The organism is Photobacterium sp. DNB22_13_2, assembly GCF_052873915.1.
Genome location: NZ_JBNNXU010000008.1, coordinates 1 through 14,911, shown reverse-complemented (window position 1 = coordinate 14,911; position 14,911 = coordinate 1). Strand labels below are relative to the sequence as shown.

Annotated in this window: 15 protein-coding genes; 5 read left to right on the top strand and 10 right to left on the bottom strand. The window is 43.0% G+C overall.

The features are described 5' to 3' along the window. Nucleotides 1–6: 6 nt before the first annotated feature. On the bottom strand, nt 7–903 hold the full coding sequence (locus ACVA58_RS13660; RefSeq protein ID WP_446510999.1) for a LysR family transcriptional regulator: 897 nt from the start codon (nt 901–903) through the stop codon (nt 7–9). A gap of 197 nt (nt 904–1,100) precedes the next feature. Here ACVA58_RS13660 and iadA point away from each other — a divergent pair, with 197 nt between their 5' ends. Both iadA and dcuC read left to right on the top strand, forming a co-directional pair. Next, nucleotides 1,101–2,237 carry a beta-aspartyl-peptidase gene (gene iadA / locus ACVA58_RS13655; protein ID WP_446510998.1) on the top strand — a complete coding sequence of 379 codons (1,137 nt, stop codon included), beginning with the start codon at nt 1,101–1,103 and terminating at the stop codon, nt 2,235–2,237. 11 nt (nt 2,238–2,248) lie between these two features. Continuing rightward, on the top strand, nt 2,249–3,712 hold the full coding sequence (gene dcuC, locus ACVA58_RS13650) for a C4-dicarboxylate transporter DcuC (RefSeq protein WP_446510997.1): 1,464 nt from the start codon (nt 2,249–2,251) through the stop codon (nt 3,710–3,712). Between the two features lie 492 nt (nt 3,713–4,204). Here the strand turns inward: dcuC and ACVA58_RS13645 are convergent, their stop codons facing one another. From ACVA58_RS13645 to ACVA58_RS13625, 5 genes are all read right to left on the bottom strand, one after another. Further along, nucleotides 4,205–5,002: a PAS domain-containing protein gene (locus ACVA58_RS13645; protein ID WP_446510996.1), complete on the bottom strand. Its 798-nt coding sequence runs from the start codon at nt 5,000–5,002 to the stop codon at nt 4,205–4,207. 168 nt (nt 5,003–5,170) lie between these two features. Beyond that, on the bottom strand, nt 5,171–6,067 hold the full coding sequence (locus ACVA58_RS13640; RefSeq protein ID WP_446510995.1) for an aspartoacylase: 897 nt from the start codon (nt 6,065–6,067) through the stop codon (nt 5,171–5,173). A 138-nt stretch (nt 6,068–6,205) separates the two neighbouring features. Beyond that, nucleotides 6,206–6,646 (bottom strand): hypothetical protein, encoded by a 441-nt coding sequence (locus ACVA58_RS13635; RefSeq protein WP_446510994.1) that lies wholly within the window; start codon nt 6,644–6,646, stop codon nt 6,206–6,208. Nucleotides 6,647–6,734: 88 nt separating this feature from the next. Next, nucleotides 6,735–7,148: an alternative ribosome rescue aminoacyl-tRNA hydrolase ArfB gene (arfB, locus tag ACVA58_RS13630; protein WP_446510993.1), complete on the bottom strand. Its 414-nt coding sequence runs from the start codon at nt 7,146–7,148 to the stop codon at nt 6,735–6,737. Nucleotides 7,149–7,187: 39 nt separating this feature from the next. Then, nucleotides 7,188–7,325 carry a DUF2256 domain-containing protein gene (locus ACVA58_RS13625; RefSeq protein WP_446510992.1) on the bottom strand — a complete coding sequence of 46 codons (138 nt, stop codon included), beginning with the start codon at nt 7,323–7,325 and terminating at the stop codon, nt 7,188–7,190. A 113-nt stretch (nt 7,326–7,438) separates the two neighbouring features. Between ACVA58_RS13625 and ACVA58_RS13620 the strand changes: the two genes are divergently transcribed. Further along, nucleotides 7,439–7,765 (top strand): DUF3392 domain-containing protein, encoded by a 327-nt coding sequence (locus ACVA58_RS13620; RefSeq protein WP_446510991.1) that lies wholly within the window; start codon nt 7,439–7,441, stop codon nt 7,763–7,765. A 327-nt stretch (nt 7,766–8,092) separates the two neighbouring features. On the opposite strand, the gene ACVA58_RS13615 is transcribed toward ACVA58_RS13620, so the two are convergent. After that, nucleotides 8,093–9,808: an NAD-dependent malic enzyme gene (locus tag ACVA58_RS13615; protein ID WP_446510990.1), complete on the bottom strand. Its 1,716-nt coding sequence runs from the start codon at nt 9,806–9,808 to the stop codon at nt 8,093–8,095. A 976-nt stretch (nt 9,809–10,784) separates the two neighbouring features. On the opposite strand from ACVA58_RS13615, the gene ACVA58_RS13610 reads away from it, so the two are divergent. Beyond that, nucleotides 10,785–12,131, top strand: coding sequence for an endonuclease/exonuclease/phosphatase family protein (locus tag ACVA58_RS13610; protein ID WP_446510989.1), 1,347 nt, complete (start codon nt 10,785–10,787; stop codon nt 12,129–12,131). Nucleotides 12,132–12,447: 316 nt separating this feature from the next. On the opposite strand, the gene ACVA58_RS13605 is transcribed toward ACVA58_RS13610, so the two are convergent. The 3 genes from ACVA58_RS13605 to ACVA58_RS13595 all read right to left on the bottom strand — a co-directional run bounded on the left by ACVA58_RS13605 (nt 12,448) and on the right by ACVA58_RS13595 (nt 13,651). Further along, nucleotides 12,448–12,738, bottom strand: a complete 291-nt coding sequence (locus tag ACVA58_RS13605; protein WP_446510988.1) for a carboxymuconolactone decarboxylase family protein — start codon at nt 12,736–12,738, stop codon at nt 12,448–12,450. A gap of 261 nt (nt 12,739–12,999) precedes the next feature. Beyond that, nucleotides 13,000–13,257, bottom strand: coding sequence for a YdcH family protein (locus ACVA58_RS13600; protein WP_446510987.1), 258 nt, complete (start codon nt 13,255–13,257; stop codon nt 13,000–13,002). Between the two features lie 208 nt (nt 13,258–13,465). Further along, nucleotides 13,466–13,651, bottom strand: coding sequence for a hypothetical protein (locus tag ACVA58_RS13595; protein WP_446510986.1), 186 nt, complete (start codon nt 13,649–13,651; stop codon nt 13,466–13,468). Between the two features lie 339 nt (nt 13,652–13,990). On the opposite strand from ACVA58_RS13595, the gene ACVA58_RS13590 reads away from it, so the two are divergent. Beyond that, the gene (locus ACVA58_RS13590) at nt 13,991–14,782 is read left to right on the top strand and encodes an oxalate:formate antiporter (RefSeq protein WP_446510985.1); all 792 of its coding nucleotides are present in this window, start codon (nt 13,991–13,993) and stop codon (nt 14,780–14,782) included. Nucleotides 14,783–14,911 lie beyond the last annotated feature (129 nt).

Here is a 14,911-nt window from a genome sequence, read left to right as displayed (position 1 = left end):
CGTTCGTTAAGCCACAACCTGGCTTAACCCATGCCAAAACTGAGTAATCGATTTTCTAGTCGCGTCTTTCGAGCGATAACAGACAATATCAAGGGTGATCATCAATTCTGATATTTCAGAAAATGCCCTAACTAGCTGCCCTTCAGATAACTCAGACTCAATCGCGTGCCTCGGAGCCCAAGCAACACCATACCCGTTAACCGCCATCTTAATTAAAGACTCGGTCAGCGTAGTTTCAAATACCTGATTTAGGGGGCACTGGTTTTTCTCTACTAGAGGCGCCACAACGTTATATAAAAATGTATGCTCTGAATAAGCTAAGTACGGATAGTCTTGCCCTACAGAGTGCTGTTCCAACAGAGCAGGGGCAATAACAGGAATGATTTCTTCTTGTGACACTAGCAGCTTTTCCACCTTGTCTTCAATGAGAAAAGATGGACGCATTCCCTGCGTGTTATATGCAAACAAAATATCACTCGAGCCATCTAATAATGCCTGAAAATGGTTATCTATCCCCTGCACTGAAGGGTTAATAGCCAAATTCAAATCGTGAAAATATGCACTTCCCTGTCGAAACAAAGTTGGCAACAGATTAACAGCAAACGAATGCAAGCTAACAATACGTACGGTGTTATCTGTCTTTAATGATACCTGAGCAAAGTCTTCTTTAGTCACCTTGATCTGATCAAGTAAGTTTTCAACATAGGGAACGAATTTTTCACCATTCTCTGTCAGGGTAATAGGGTACGAAGTGCGATCAAATAAGGGTGTGCCGACCCACAACTCCAGCGCCTGTATACGGCGGCTAAAAGCCGACTGAGTAACATGCCTCGCCTTAGCAGCAGCACCGAAGTTACCTAGCTCCCTTAGGCTCATAAAGTCTTCTAACCATTTGAAATCCATAAACTCTCCCTGCCATTTCTTACGCTATGATCTCAATGAATAGTTTCATTCGAAAACAGCAATAGAAATAAAAATACTCACATTAAAAATAAGGTTAATCTCCTTTGCGTGGCAGTAGGACTGGTGACAACAGTACCTTCTGCCAAAGCAGCTTGCTTGACTAAGCATCACTTAAACTAATAACGAAAGAGCAACCTATGTTTACCCTACTTAAAAACACTGAGCTTTATTCCCCGTTACCTATTGGCAGGACGGATATTCTAATTTCTCACGGCAAGGTACTGGCAATTAGCCCATCAATGCAAGTTAATGCGCTTAAAGATGTGAGTGTCATCGATTGTAAGGGAAAAATTGTTACGCCTGGATTAATAGACCAGCATCTCCACCTTACAGGAGGTGGCGGCGAAGCTGGCTTTGCCAGTCGTACACCGCAAGTAACGCTAAGTAAACTGATTAAAGCAGGCACCACCACCGCCGTTGGTGTACTAGGGACCGATGGTATCTCTCGCTCTCCGCGAGACTTATATGCCAAGGCCGCCGCATTACGGGAAGAAGGCATTAGCGCCTTCATGCACACCGGCTCCTATGAAGTTCCGACCAAAACCATTACAGGCTCGGTTCGTGATGACATCGCCTTCATTCCCGCTATCCTCGGCGTCAAAATTGCCCTTGCAGATCATCGATGCTCATTCCCAACCACCGAAGAATTAGCTCGTACCGTATCGGATATCCGCATAGCTGGCATGCTGTCGGGCAAGCGAGGATTAATGCACATTCATATGGGCGGTTTGGATAATCCGTTCGCGCAAATCAATGAACTGCTTTCCATGGGCCTGCCTATTCATCATTTTTCTCCAACCCATGTTGCGCGTACCGAGCACCTATTTAACCAAGCTATCGAATTTGCCCGCAAAGGGGGCTATGTAGACATCACTTCCGGTGGCAGTCGCTTCACCCCACCAGAGCAAGCCGTGAAATATGCCATGGAATCTGGCGTTGAAGCCCACCACATCACCATCAGCTCTGACGGTAACGGGAGCTTACCGAAATTTGATGACACCGGCACGCTCGTTGGTATGGCCGCCGCCGATGTTGACAGCAACTTATTGATACTACCTAAGTTGATTGACTCAGGCATTACCCCCGAGATCTCTATTGCCATGGTAAGCGCTAATGTTGCTGATTCTTTGGGTATTAAGAAAGGCCGAGTAGAGATCGGTTGTGATGCCGACCTATGTATATTCAACGATGACTTTAGTCTTGACAGCGTGATAGCCCAAGGAAAAACCATGATGCTTCACGGCGAGATGCAGGTAACAGGAAACTTTGAGTAAGGAATACGAAAATGAGTTTGTTAATTGCCCTTATAGGACTAGTGATCGCTGGACGATTTATCCTCAAAAACTACAACCCGCAAGGTGTCCTTTTTACAACGGGTATCGCCATGATGATCGTGGCTATTTTTACCAACAACGCTAGTTTTGTCGATAAATCCACCGGCTGGATCGGTTTCGATATTTTCGAATACATCAGCAATACTTTTAGCAACCGCGCCGGCGGCTTAGGTCTGAAAATCATGCTGATTGGTGGCTTTGCCATGTTGATGTCGGCTATTGGTGCCAGTCAGGCCATGGTGAGGGTAACATCTAAACCACTGATGAAGCTTAACTCGCCTTATCTCATGTTGGCGATGGCATTTATTTTGGGTCAATGCCTCGCACTATTTATCTCTAGTGCCACCGGACTCGGTCTACTACTAATGGCCACCTTATATCCTGTACTAATTCGCCTGGGTTGTAGCAAGGCAGCTGTTGCCGCAGTTCTAGCCAGTACCTGCGCAATTGAATTTGGGCCTGGCTCTGGAAACTCGATTTTAGCGGCACAAACAGCCGGATTAGATATCACTGAATACTTCATCAACGATCAACTTCCAGTAATCAGCATTCTGGTTGTCGCTGTTGCCGCTATTCATGCCCTTACTCAGCGGTATTTTGATAAAAAACTGGGCGTTGAAACGACCATTTCAAAAGTAGACCGCCAAGTTGAAGATAACAATCCAAACGCCCCACTTTATTACATACTTCTACCAATGCTTCCTCTGTTCTTTATGATAACCTTCAGTCAAATGGGTGTAGGTACCATCAACGTAGGTATGGCCACTGCCATCTTGCTCAGTATATTTATCAGCTTGAGTTGTGAGTACTTGCGTCACCGTCAAGCTCGAACTGTATTTGAGAAGCTACAAGGTGTGTTTAATGACATGGGAAAGGTATTCGCCACTGTCGTGACACTTATCATTGCTGGCCAAACCTTTGCCATGGGCCTCAAATCTATCGGTGCTATCGACGCATTGCTAAACCTAGCCAGTGGCGCTGGTTTTGCAGCAAGCGTGATTGTACTGTTTATGGCCATTCTCACCTTTACGATTTCAGCACTGATGGGCTCGGGGAATGCCGCTTTCTTCTCATTCGCACCAATGGTGCCACAAATCGCGGAGAAAATCGGGACCAATGTGGCAGACATGATCCTTCCAATTCAGCTATCAGCAGGCTTTGGTCGAACAATCTCACCAATTGCAGGCGTGATCATTGCCGTTGCCGGTATTTCAGGTCTATCACCATTTGATATTGTACGCCGCACCCTGATCCCAATGATCAGCGGGTGGTTGATCATGTTAATGATCACCTTTACCCGTAGCGGGCAAATCATGGAGTTATTACCTTTCCTTGCAGCGGCAATTGTTCTGTCCCTCGCTGGAATAGCAATAATGAAATTTCGCGCCAAGCAACAACCACAGGCTCAAGCTTGAACCCCGGTACTTGTAACTGACACTACAATCGCAGACATAGACTAACCAATAAATCTCTGCCTATACAGAAAAGCCGTAGCAATTGCTACGGCTTTTCTGTTTTCATACTTTATGGCCAAATCTAGGTGATGATTAAGAGATTGACATCGAGTTACCACACTCTGGGCATTTCCATAGTGATTTGTACTTCATTTTTTGCCACCAATTACGGTGCATCTTTACCATTTGGATATTACAACGCTGACACACTTTAACACCTAACTATTTGTTATTAAATATATAAAGCTAAACCCTAAATCTTGTGTCATCCTTGAGCAGGCATATGGTATGCCATACCAATGGCATTAGACAAGTCAATTTTTTGTCATTAGTGACAAAAAATTACGACTTTGCTCTAAATGAGATATCCATTAGAACGAATTTAGGGCTGACAGCGACAATACGGTAACGGGTACCTTAGTAACTAGAAAGTGCCAAGGGTTAGCTTAGCACTCAGATATCCCTACCAAAGTCATTAAACATTGGAGGTAAGTGAGACAGACAGATTTTGTCGTCGGGGCAATAGCTTGGTACTGTGGTCAGGGTTTTAATAGTACTATTCATTATCCCAGCCGGGGATAGGTTAGTAATCCTGTTTTGCAGTAAATAATCACGGAGTGTTCTTCTACTGTTTATATCCATACTATAACGAAGCTGTGCCTTATCAAAGAGCCTAGCCATGTTATTCTCTACCGTCTTAATGGACTTACTAAGAATGGTACTGATAAATTCATTAGAGAAACCACACATAATGAAATAGGCATATGTTTCCTGCAGCGGTGTGAAACTTTCACACAGTCTAGACGCATTAAAGTCAATATTAGAACCTTGATTATAATAAACATTAGGATCATTAAAGGCAGAGTATAAAGTAAATATAAAACCAGTATTATACATACTGACATCAATACCAACAGCTTTACCAGATGCATTGATTATCGGGCGTTTAGATACGTAGTATGCCTTACAAGTTGAGCCGATCTTTATTATGTTTATTGAAAAAAGATACTCTTTACTCTCTAAGACATGCTTGTTTTGGATGTCAATAACCTTGGAAAAATCACTAAAATTACTTTGAATTTCTGAATTTTTCACCCCAATAGCCTGTTCACTCTTCAACCCCAAAATGTCTTCGTAAGGCTTGTTAACCGCAGTATAGTGACCATCTTCATCATAAACGGCACAAGGGAATGGACTGGTTATATTCTTAAGCCCTAGCGCATAAACATATTGCTCATCTGTGATTTTCATTATTTTTTAATTAGTTAAGGTTAAAAATCAGAATGCATTGATTAATTTCAATAATAGATAGAACTGATAAGCTACTTAACCACCAAATATTATCAAGTTATTTCATATCTTTTTTGTAAGAAAATTACAACGCAGTAGCCGAGGTCTGACTACTGCTTAAAATGATTCTTATTTAACTTCAACAACAACGCGTTTTGCCAACGACATCGCTAGGTTGTTATCGTAGTAAGCCGCTTCATTGATAAAATGCGGGTACGCCTCGTAATCCCCTTCCCAGCAAATCTCTTGGCCGTTAAACAAAGTAAAAATCGGGTCACCATGACGAAGTACTTTAAAGTCAGAATCTTGCACATTTCGGTGGACCATTCCAATGCGCTCACCATTCTCATTCTCAGGCAATTTCAACGTTTCATGGTATCGGTATGCTTCATAGCTAGCCGGGAGTTCCGGTAAGGCATCACGATTATGCAAATCGACAAAATCCAAAATATGACCAGTCATTTCTTCCATCCAGTCTAGGACATCTTGGCGAATGACGGACTGTGGTTGAGGGCCAATTTCAACGATCACTCCCTGTTCAGTAATAGAGCTCAAGAAACCATGCTCATGAACCGGGACATGGTCTTCCAACACCACAACAGCACTTGGCATCTTTGCAATGACGTACGCCCCCAACTGTCGGTTAAAAACATCGGTCTGAAGCAAGATAAGAGATGGTCCCATATTGCTGGTCGTATTATGCAGATCGATAATAAAGTCGGTTTTTGCCGCGCCCTTTGGCCCTAGCTGTGCGTTAATAACCTTCGCACGGCTTTGTTCATAATTGGCTAGCTCAAGGTTGTTAAGCTCTTCAATGGCAAACTGGCGGTTCATGTCACAATCAAGGTAACGTTTGTTCTCTTCAAACGCTTTTGGGTTCGCAAAAACGGTTTCTACAGAAAAGCTTTCACGCTCAATTATCTGTGGTGCGTCACGCCATTTACGCAATAAGTAAATACCACTGAATTCATTGCCATGGGTACCACCAACAATCGCGACTGTATTCAACTTCTTCTTCCCTGTCATTTTTGCTCAAACTCGCCTTTATAGTGAAAATATACATACCCACAGATAACAGGTTCGCTGATAATTTTCCATTAAAATTGCATAATAATTGACTCGCATGAGGCTGGTCGTGCCAGCCATCGATACACACGAACCCCATTAAGGGCGTGTTTGGGCCAATTTCAGGTAGGAATGTAGCTGGCCATTTTTATATTCAATGGCTGAGTGAATACTGCTTCCTTGACTGGCGACCACAGTACAAGTGTAGCGATTTTCGTCCTTATAGATAGTCAGCTCTAGCATGCCGTTAACCAACTGCCACTCACCACGGGTTTTCTGCCTTCTAAACAATGTAAATTCTTCCAGGCTACCATTCGGGTGGAGTAATAGCTCAGTGATATACCCTGCTGAGCAGGTTTTGAGCCAATGCTGTTGGGTTAACTCTGTCAGAGAAAAATCGCGCTTGCCTGCTAACCATGTTTGCAGCTCATCTTGCTCCGAGCTATCGGGCGTCGGTAATCTGTCCAGATCCAGTAACCTGACTCGTTCCGATTCGCGGTAAAATAGCTGCAACAACTTTTGGGTTTTATTATCAGACATCCTTATCTCCCTAGAACAGTTTAGGCTTTCAAATGTAACGCTAATTAAATTACAACATTAGTGTTAAACCTTGATTTTGCAATACAAGTCAAAACTTCACCTTGCCTCTCATCACTTTTGTCTGACCACGCTGCGTTTTTTTATCTACTCGCCTTTTCTGCGAGTTGCGAGTCGGCTTCGTTGCACGACGTGCCTTCTGTTGTACGACCGCCGATTTGATCATAGCAACCAATCTGTTCAACGCATCTTCCCGATTCAGCTCTTGAGTGCGATATTGCTGGGCTTTGATAATAATGACCCCGTCTTTCGAGATCCGGCTATCGGACAGTGCCAACAAGCGTTCTTTATAGAAAGCAGGCAATGACGAGCGCGATATATCAAAGCGAAGATGAATGGCTGATGAGACTTTGTTGACGTTTTGTCCACCAGCCCCTTGGGCACGTATTGGTGTCAACTCAACTTCCCAATCACCCAATTGGACTGAATTAGAAATTTCTATCATAAAACTAAAATAAAAAAGGGTTCAGAGGATAGTATACCTTTACTTGATGAGTTTGTGTCGCCGACAACGCTCTGAACAATAACGAACATTATCCCAACATAGCCGCCATTTTTTGCGCCAATTAAACGGGCGCCCACAGACTACGCACATTTTTTGCGGCAGATGACTTTTTTTCATTTAACCCTCACGCAATAGTGGTCGTCTTTTCTATTTACGATCAATAACGTAAAACCGCTCAACCGCTGTATTCGCGAGTTGTGCGGTATTCGGGGTTAAATCTTATGGAATTTATGGCTTCACTGATTACAGATGTCGGTAATTGGATCCGACCTTGGATTGATGATATCGCCACTGCAGTGGTCACCTGCTTACTGGTAATGTTTGCAGCTGATATCAATCGGTTTATGCGAAAACAGCTAGTCGGCACCAATTTTGTAGTCAGAACGATGATTTTTATATTGATTAATGCCTTTGGTTACGGCTTTTTTATTGTATGCACTGCTCCATTATTGTCGACGCAGCTAAGCCAGCTGGCTAACCACTGGCTTATTACGGTTATCACGGCCTTGTTTATTGTCATCGGCGTTTGGGCCCAGCGACACCGTCAACAAGTCTAACCAAGACGCTATCGTTGTTATACGGCTAGTTTGAAGATGAAAAACATCATCATCAGCCACAGACCAATGCCTGATACCGCGACAAATGAGAATACGATGAGCTGCTTTAATTTTGATAGAAAGCACGACATATGCATAACGAACCTCCTTGACTGCCACTGGACTTGGAATATAAAGATTAACCAAGCTTTAACAATATCTTACCCCTAATACAGAGCAAGCAGTTAAGAGACAGATCGGCTTCTGGAAAAGTGGCCCGAAATGCTAAATCTTTGGCATAAAATGTAAAAAGCCCGGCAGTCGCCGGGCTATATCCATCGTGTAATTTTATACCCTACGATACGGTAGGTAGATAGGCTCCCAAGTATGCTCAGCCAACTCGTGAATAATATCTTTGCCTGCTAAATCACATTTAGGGTCTTTCGCCTGCATATCAGTCAGAATGCGGGTAGCAACATGCAAAGATACCTGCTTCAAATTGCTGATGCGGGGATAAACACAGCCTAAGGCCAAATCATCATCCGCAACCATTTCCGCCAACGCATAAGAAGCCGTAGTGAACATGTCCAACGTCACCTTTTCGGTGTGGGACACAATTGCGGCCAGCCCCACCCCAGGGAAAATAAAGACATTATTACCCTGACCGATGCGGAAATCTTGGCCATTGTAATTCACATCACCAAATGGGCTACCTGTAGCCACAATAGCTAGGCCATCACTCCAACGGTATATATCTTCAGGCAAGGCCTCACAGTTCGCGGTAGGATTAGACAGTGGGAAGATCATCGGCCGCTGTGTGTACTCCATCATCTTCTGGATATGGCCTTCTTTGAAAGCGCCACCAATGCCACTGGTACCCAAGAGTACCGTTACAGGATAGTTATCAATTAACTCAGTTAATGATACCTTGCCAGCCTCAGCGACACTCCAGCCTTGGGCCATCTTTCTCGGTTTCGCGTAGCGTTTCTTGTATTCATCCAACCCTTCACGGTCGTCAAACACCAAACCTTGCGAGTCCAAAATAAAGATCTTTTCTCGCGCCACCGCATGAGAGCAACCTTCCTTGAGCAGGCCTGCGAATATTTGGTCAGCAACGCCAACACCGCCAGCCCCCGCGCCATAAACCACATATCTCTGGTCGGCTAACGTCTCATCCTTTATTTTGGTCGCCCCCAGAATACCGGCCAATACAACCGACCCTGTCCCCTGAATATCATCATTAAACGATGGTAAATACTCCTCGTAGTCAGAAAGGTTGTCGAAGGCATTAGATTTACTGAAGTCTTCCCATTGAAGAACCGCTTTGGGGAAATTACGCTTAACCTGATGCACAAACTTCTTAATGAAGGCTTTATATTCCTCGCCTCTCAGACGTCGGCGAGGAACCCCTAAATACATAGGGTCATCAAGTAAATCTTGGTTATCTGTCCCAATATCCAATGTTATAGGTAAACAATGAGCAGGATGAATACCAGCTCCCAAGGTATATAAAGACAGTTTCCCAATGGGAATACCCATACCACCTACCCCTTGGTCACCGAGCCCCAAGATGCCTTGGCTGTCTGTTACCACGATTATTTTTATATCTTTGCCGGTGAAATGACGAGCAAGCTCATCCATGTTTTCGACATTGTCTTCAGTGATATAAAGGCCGCGGGCTTTTTGATAGCGGTGGCTAAACTCCTGGCAGGCCTTGCCGACTGTAGGGGTATAAATAATTGGTGTCATTTCTTCTACGTGCTTAGAAAGCAGCGCATAAAAGAGGGTTTCGTTCCTATCTTGAAGGGCACGCAAGAAGAGGTATTTTTCAATATCGGTTGAAGCATTTTTAAAGCCGTCGTATACCCTATTCAATTGATCTTCAAAAGTCTGGACACGTGGTGGTAGCAAACCATCTAACTGAAAAGCTTCTCTTTCTTCATAGGTGAATGCAGTACTTTTATTCAGAGTACGATCATTGAGCAATTCAGTGCCTGTTAGCGATACGGGTCTAAACTCATTGCCGCTTTCATCCTTCCAACGTAGGTATTTTCCTATCGTCATCTCATCCTCCGTTCACATTATTTTCATTGTTATTTCGGGCTTTCTTCTAAGGAGAAAGTCAACAAATTGTAAACCTTATGAACAACTAAAAATGTGACAGCAGGAGGTTTGTCTTAAAAGAACAATAATGTTCCGAGGCAACACATACCATTGAGTCTGAATATCCCAATCCTAAAGTATTAATGTAATTCATTATTTCTGTTGTACAAACTAATCATTGAGAAGTAAATTCACTTAGTTGATTTTCTATCCATATGCTTACTTCTTGTTTTATTAAGCAAGTTTATTGACCTATTCTTTACAAGGACTCGTACTAACTGCTTATCCTTCATAGTCTTTTCTCTTTGCCACAGTCAACACATTTCCATATTGATTTAAACTTTAACTTTTGAATCCAACTACGACGCACTTGAACCAGGCGTCCACTACAATAATCACACATACAGATAACCAACAAGTTTATATTTGGAATAGTTCGATAATTAATATGCCAGAATCCTGATTGTATTTTTCAGGAGAAAGTAAATTTTATGTCTGTTTCATGTTAGGTTTTGGCAAATGGAATACGCATCGCACTTTTAATTAGTCGCCATACTTTCATTATTCTTTTCTCTACTCTCATATTGTCCATTTTACACTCACGACCATGCGTTTAGAGTCGACACTGTAAACACGCAAATGAAACACACCTTCCACACACAAATAGTACGACGTACCGTTTCTGATTTCAAGTCAAAAAAATGGCATTGCGACAAATTTACGTCACAAACAACGAGAATCCGTAGGCAAACGGTTTTACGCTCGCAATTCAACCAAGCAATCGGTTACTTTTTTATTGGCTTGATTGTATTTCAACCAAACTCATAAAATTTACTTGATTTGCTTCACAAAAATTTGAGAATCAACAGATACGAGCAAAAAGTTTCTTTAACCTCTGTCACTCATTTGGCTCTGAACGACAATAAATACAATGACTATGAAGAAGACTTTTATTGCGGCAGCTATTGCCCTTGCCGCACTTTCTGGCTGTAACAGCAGCGACTCTGTTAGCACTTACACTGAAGCCCGCTTTGCTACTTTTAACCTTTCTTTTGATCGTGCTTCTTATGAAGACTTGGTGGCAGAGATGTCACTAACTCGAGAGGAGCAATCAGAGTTGATTAAGCGTTACACCTCTGATGATGCCTCTTTAACAGAAGAAGAAGGTGAGACTGCAGAAAAAGTTATTCAAATTCGAAACGTTGCTGAGATCATCCAACGTGTTCGCCCTAATGCCTTTGTCCTAGCCGAGTACAACAATGACGGTGAAGGCGAAAACATGGATGCACTAAACGGCTTTCATGACAATTACTTGGCACATTCTCAGAATGGCCAGAAGACAATTGCTTTTAACTACAAGAAAAACATCGCGACTAACACTGGCCTACCAAGTGACTATGACTTGAACCTTGATGGCTCAGCTTCTGGTACCGGTGATGATGCTTGGGGCTTTGGTTTCTACCATGGTCAATATGCGTTTGCTGTGTTCTCCCAATTTGAAATCGACGAAGCTAACGTGCGTACTTTCCAACACTTCAAATGGAAAGACATGCCGGGTGAGAAAAACCTTGAGATTGTAAACTGCAATGTTGAACTACCTGAAGGTAAAAATTGCGGTGATGCCTGGTACAGTGATGAGGCATGGGCACAATTCCCACTGTCTTCTAAAAACCATGCCGATATTCCAGTCATCATTCCTAAAGCCAATGGCGATAAAGAGGTTGTGCACTTTTTAGTTTCGCACCCTGCACCACCGATTTTTGACAATCCAGCGAAGCACAACACCGAGCGTAACCGTGCCGAATTACAATTCTGGAACGATTACATCGACTCCAAAAACTACATGTACGATGACAAAGGTGTATATGGCGGCCTAACAGCTGGCAGCAACTTTGTTGTTGCAGGAGATTTGAACGCTGATCATCAAATGGGCGATGGTGATCGTGAGACGATCGCCAACCTTATTAGCCACTCCATGGTGAATGTTGAAGGCACGTTGGGTAGCTATGCTCCTGCTAGCAATGGTGGCGAGTACTGTCTAAATGAAGGTATCTGTACCCGCAACCCAGATACCCCTCATGTTGAGAATATTACTAGCACAAGTGGACTGCGCCTTGATTACGTAATCCCGTCCGCAACACTCGATATCAAAGACTCTGGTGTGTTCTGGCCAGCTGGTAACGAAGATGGTTATAACCTTGTTTTTGATGAAGAGTTAGGCAATAGCAAAGGCGTTTCTTCTGACCACCGCATGGTATGGGTAGACTTAGATTTGAATAAGTAACTCTCAACTCTCAACTATCAACTATCAACTATCAACTATCAAAACAAAGCCTCACCAAATGGTGAGGCTTTGTTGTATTGGAATCTAGCTAATTGCGCCTTACTTCAAAGAGTGAATAGCCACAACTATGCAATACGAAAATTGGTTAGCGCCCCTGTTTCATCACCGACAAACACTGCGGTGGCAAGGGGTTTTACAAGGTGTCTCGATGACCGATTGTTCATGGCCTGACTTCAAGAATGTCTGGACGGATGATGAGTAAATTGAGCAACAGGCAAATTATTAATTCGCCTGTTGCTCGGTATTACAAGTACGTCTACTTCGAAAAAGTACTCAAGTCGATCTCGTATCGCTCTAACACCTCCTGCATCTGCAGCTTTTTTTGCCCAGCCGATACCGCCATGACCTTGGCTGTCACATCTGAGATCTCCCCTTGAGTGATCCCTGCCTTTTTGGCTTGCTTGAGATAATAGTTGGTGCAAGGTAGACAATTCATTGCCATTGCCGCCGCGAGACCTACTAGTAACTCTGTTTTAGTATCTAGGTGCTCATTGTCGTGGGTCGAACGATAGAACGCACCATAAACTTCCTGATGTTTTCCTAACATATCCCCTCCTTGGTCGTTTAAGGTCTGTTGAAAATAGGTGTACAGTAGCATAACAAACGAAGAAGACTTCAGATCAACATCATTGACAAAATATTTATTTATTATTTGTTTATCATTAATTTAAATAACAAATCAAACTATGCTGATAAAGCATTTATAACTACTGATTGGAATGGCCATGAGGTGCCTCGCTATATCCCCAAGTAACTTAAAGGTTCTCGGCTATATCACGAGGCTTTAATCAAGCTGATTCAATTAATATTAGTTATTAGCCTGCTCATGGTGTTGGGTGAGTTGTTTATAGAGCACGTCTTTTAAAACCATACGCTGTTGCTTTAAGTCATGCATACTGGTGTCATCAATCGGGCTACCTGAGATTTCCAACTGACGAATGTCATAATCAAGTTCATGGTAACGTTGGAGGTCGGCTTTGAACACAGGATCATCGTGGTTGAGCTGAACAATATCTAATTTGAGTTCTGGAAAATCTAAAATAAACGCATGGTTTTCATTTAGCATCGGCATTCCCTCATTTGTTGGCTTACAACCTAGTATAGGGGCAACTTAGGTTAAAAACTGTGGCCTAGCCGTTATCGCGAGTGGAATAACGTTGCAAAGAAAAATCGAGTCGCGATTACCTGAGTTTCCTTTGCCTTTTCTTTGGGGGTAGGTGTTCATCAAAACTCTTCCATCGCATTTTCGTTGGATGGGCAGCGTTTTTCAGCTATTAGTGGCTAATGTACTTAGCATTAACCTTCTCGATACCCCCTTCAAATTCGAATGGTGCATCATGGAAATAGGCTTCGGAAACCGCAGAACTTAAGTCCGTGCTATCATGGAACGAGAACATCGCTGGCGCTGTTTTCGGAACCTGTCCTTCAGCCAAAACTTCACCATCAATTTTGATGGTCACATTAAGCGGCGAAAATGGTTTAGGCGTCTCTGTGCGTGAGAGGACTAAATAGCAACCAACAAACTAGACGCGCTTCAGCCGATAAAGAAACATTAGCTTTCGGTAATACGCCACAATTTTTTATATTTCTAATGATTCGTATTCTATTGTTCTATAAGAATTACTAATGTTTTATGTCCAACATCTGGTTGGGAAGTCCCAAGCTGGCTCATTTATGCCCCTTTATGGGTTATCAAATTTCCTATTGCTTTTTGCAGAGATTTTGGAGATTCTACAATGCTGCGCAAATTTTACCGCACCAGCAGTTGCAACTAGTCAACCAAATTTATAGGTAAAACCATGAAGTTTCCAAAATCCCTTCCTACTTCTCATCAAACTGTACTTGAGCACATTGTAGCGGTGCTAGCTAAAGACCCGCGTATTTGTGGTATTGGCTGTAGCGGTTCTTATGCCACAGATTCTATGGATCAATATAGTGATTTGGATTTTGTTATTGCTATTGAGCCTGAGTATCACTCACAGGTTATGGAGCAGCGTTTTGAGATTTTAAATCAGTTTGAGGGTTTACTTGCGGCTTTTACTGGTGAACATGTTGGAGAACCAAGACTGATTGTTTCTTTATTTGAGGGGAGTGAACCTGTACATGTAGACTTCAAGTTTGTTTCTTTGCCTGACGCTGCTGTACGAGTTGATGATACTCAGGTACTTTGGCAGCGGGGTGATTGCTTAAGTGATGTATTTGCGACTCAGCAACCATACTACCCACAGCCTGATGCTCAATGGATCGAAGACCGATTCTGGATTTGGGTGCACTATGCAGCAACCAAGATCGCTCGTGGCGAATACTTTGAAACCCTAGAGTTTATCTCTTTCCTACGTATGACAGCACTCTCTCCGTTAGCATTACAGCAAGCAGGCTTAACGCCATCGGGGGTGCGTACAATTGAGAAACGTCTACCAGAGTTTGCTAAAAAACTAGTAAAGACTGTCGCCATGCCAGAGAAAACATCTTTGATTTCAGCACTTGAGCAATGCATCGCTATCTATTTGGAACTGAGAGAAAAAGAAGACGTTGTAATAAATGATAAGACTAAACAAACCAGCATTATTTACCTTGAAGCCCTAAAGTAGGAAAGTACTTCGTGTTGTGTAGTGGGTTAGAGTGAATGCTTTAACCCATTTCTGTCCGTGCGACCTGAAGTCGTATGAAGCGTTGTTCACCACGACAAGAGTGAACCATCTGTATCACCAGATGACCCT

Coding starts and splice junctions, on each gene's coding strand:
- ACVA58_RS13660 (WP_446510999.1), bottom strand. CDS start 903: ATGGATTTCAAATGGTTAGAAGACTTTATGAGCCTAAGGGAGCTAGGT.
- iadA (WP_446510998.1), top strand. CDS start 1,101: ATGTTTACCCTACTTAAAAACACTGAGCTTTATTCCCCGTTACCTATT.
- dcuC (WP_446510997.1), top strand. CDS start 2,249: ATGAGTTTGTTAATTGCCCTTATAGGACTAGTGATCGCTGGACGATTT.
- ACVA58_RS13645 (WP_446510996.1), bottom strand. CDS start 5,002: ATGAAAATCACAGATGAGCAATATGTTTATGCGCTAGGGCTTAAGAAT.
- ACVA58_RS13640 (WP_446510995.1), bottom strand. CDS start 6,067: ATGACAGGGAAGAAGAAGTTGAATACAGTCGCGATTGTTGGTGGTACC.
- ACVA58_RS13635 (WP_446510994.1), bottom strand. CDS start 6,646: ATGTCTGATAATAAAACCCAAAAGTTGTTGCAGCTATTTTACCGCGAA.
- arfB (WP_446510993.1), bottom strand. CDS start 7,148: ATGATAGAAATTTCTAATTCAGTCCAATTGGGTGATTGGGAAGTTGAG.
- ACVA58_RS13625 (WP_446510992.1), bottom strand. CDS start 7,325: ATGAAAAAAAGTCATCTGCCGCAAAAAATGTGCGTAGTCTGTGGGCGC.
- ACVA58_RS13620 (WP_446510991.1), top strand. CDS start 7,439: ATGGCTTCACTGATTACAGATGTCGGTAATTGGATCCGACCTTGGATT.
- ACVA58_RS13615 (WP_446510990.1), bottom strand. CDS start 9,808: ATGACGATAGGAAAATACCTACGTTGGAAGGATGAAAGCGGCAATGAG.
- ACVA58_RS13610 (WP_446510989.1), top strand. CDS start 10,785: ATGAAGAAGACTTTTATTGCGGCAGCTATTGCCCTTGCCGCACTTTCT.
- ACVA58_RS13605 (WP_446510988.1), bottom strand. CDS start 12,738: ATGTTAGGAAAACATCAGGAAGTTTATGGTGCGTTCTATCGTTCGACC.
- ACVA58_RS13600 (WP_446510987.1), bottom strand. CDS start 13,257: ATGCTAAATGAAAACCATGCGTTTATTTTAGATTTTCCAGAACTCAAA.
- ACVA58_RS13590 (WP_446510985.1), top strand. CDS start 13,991: ATGAAGTTTCCAAAATCCCTTCCTACTTCTCATCAAACTGTACTTGAG.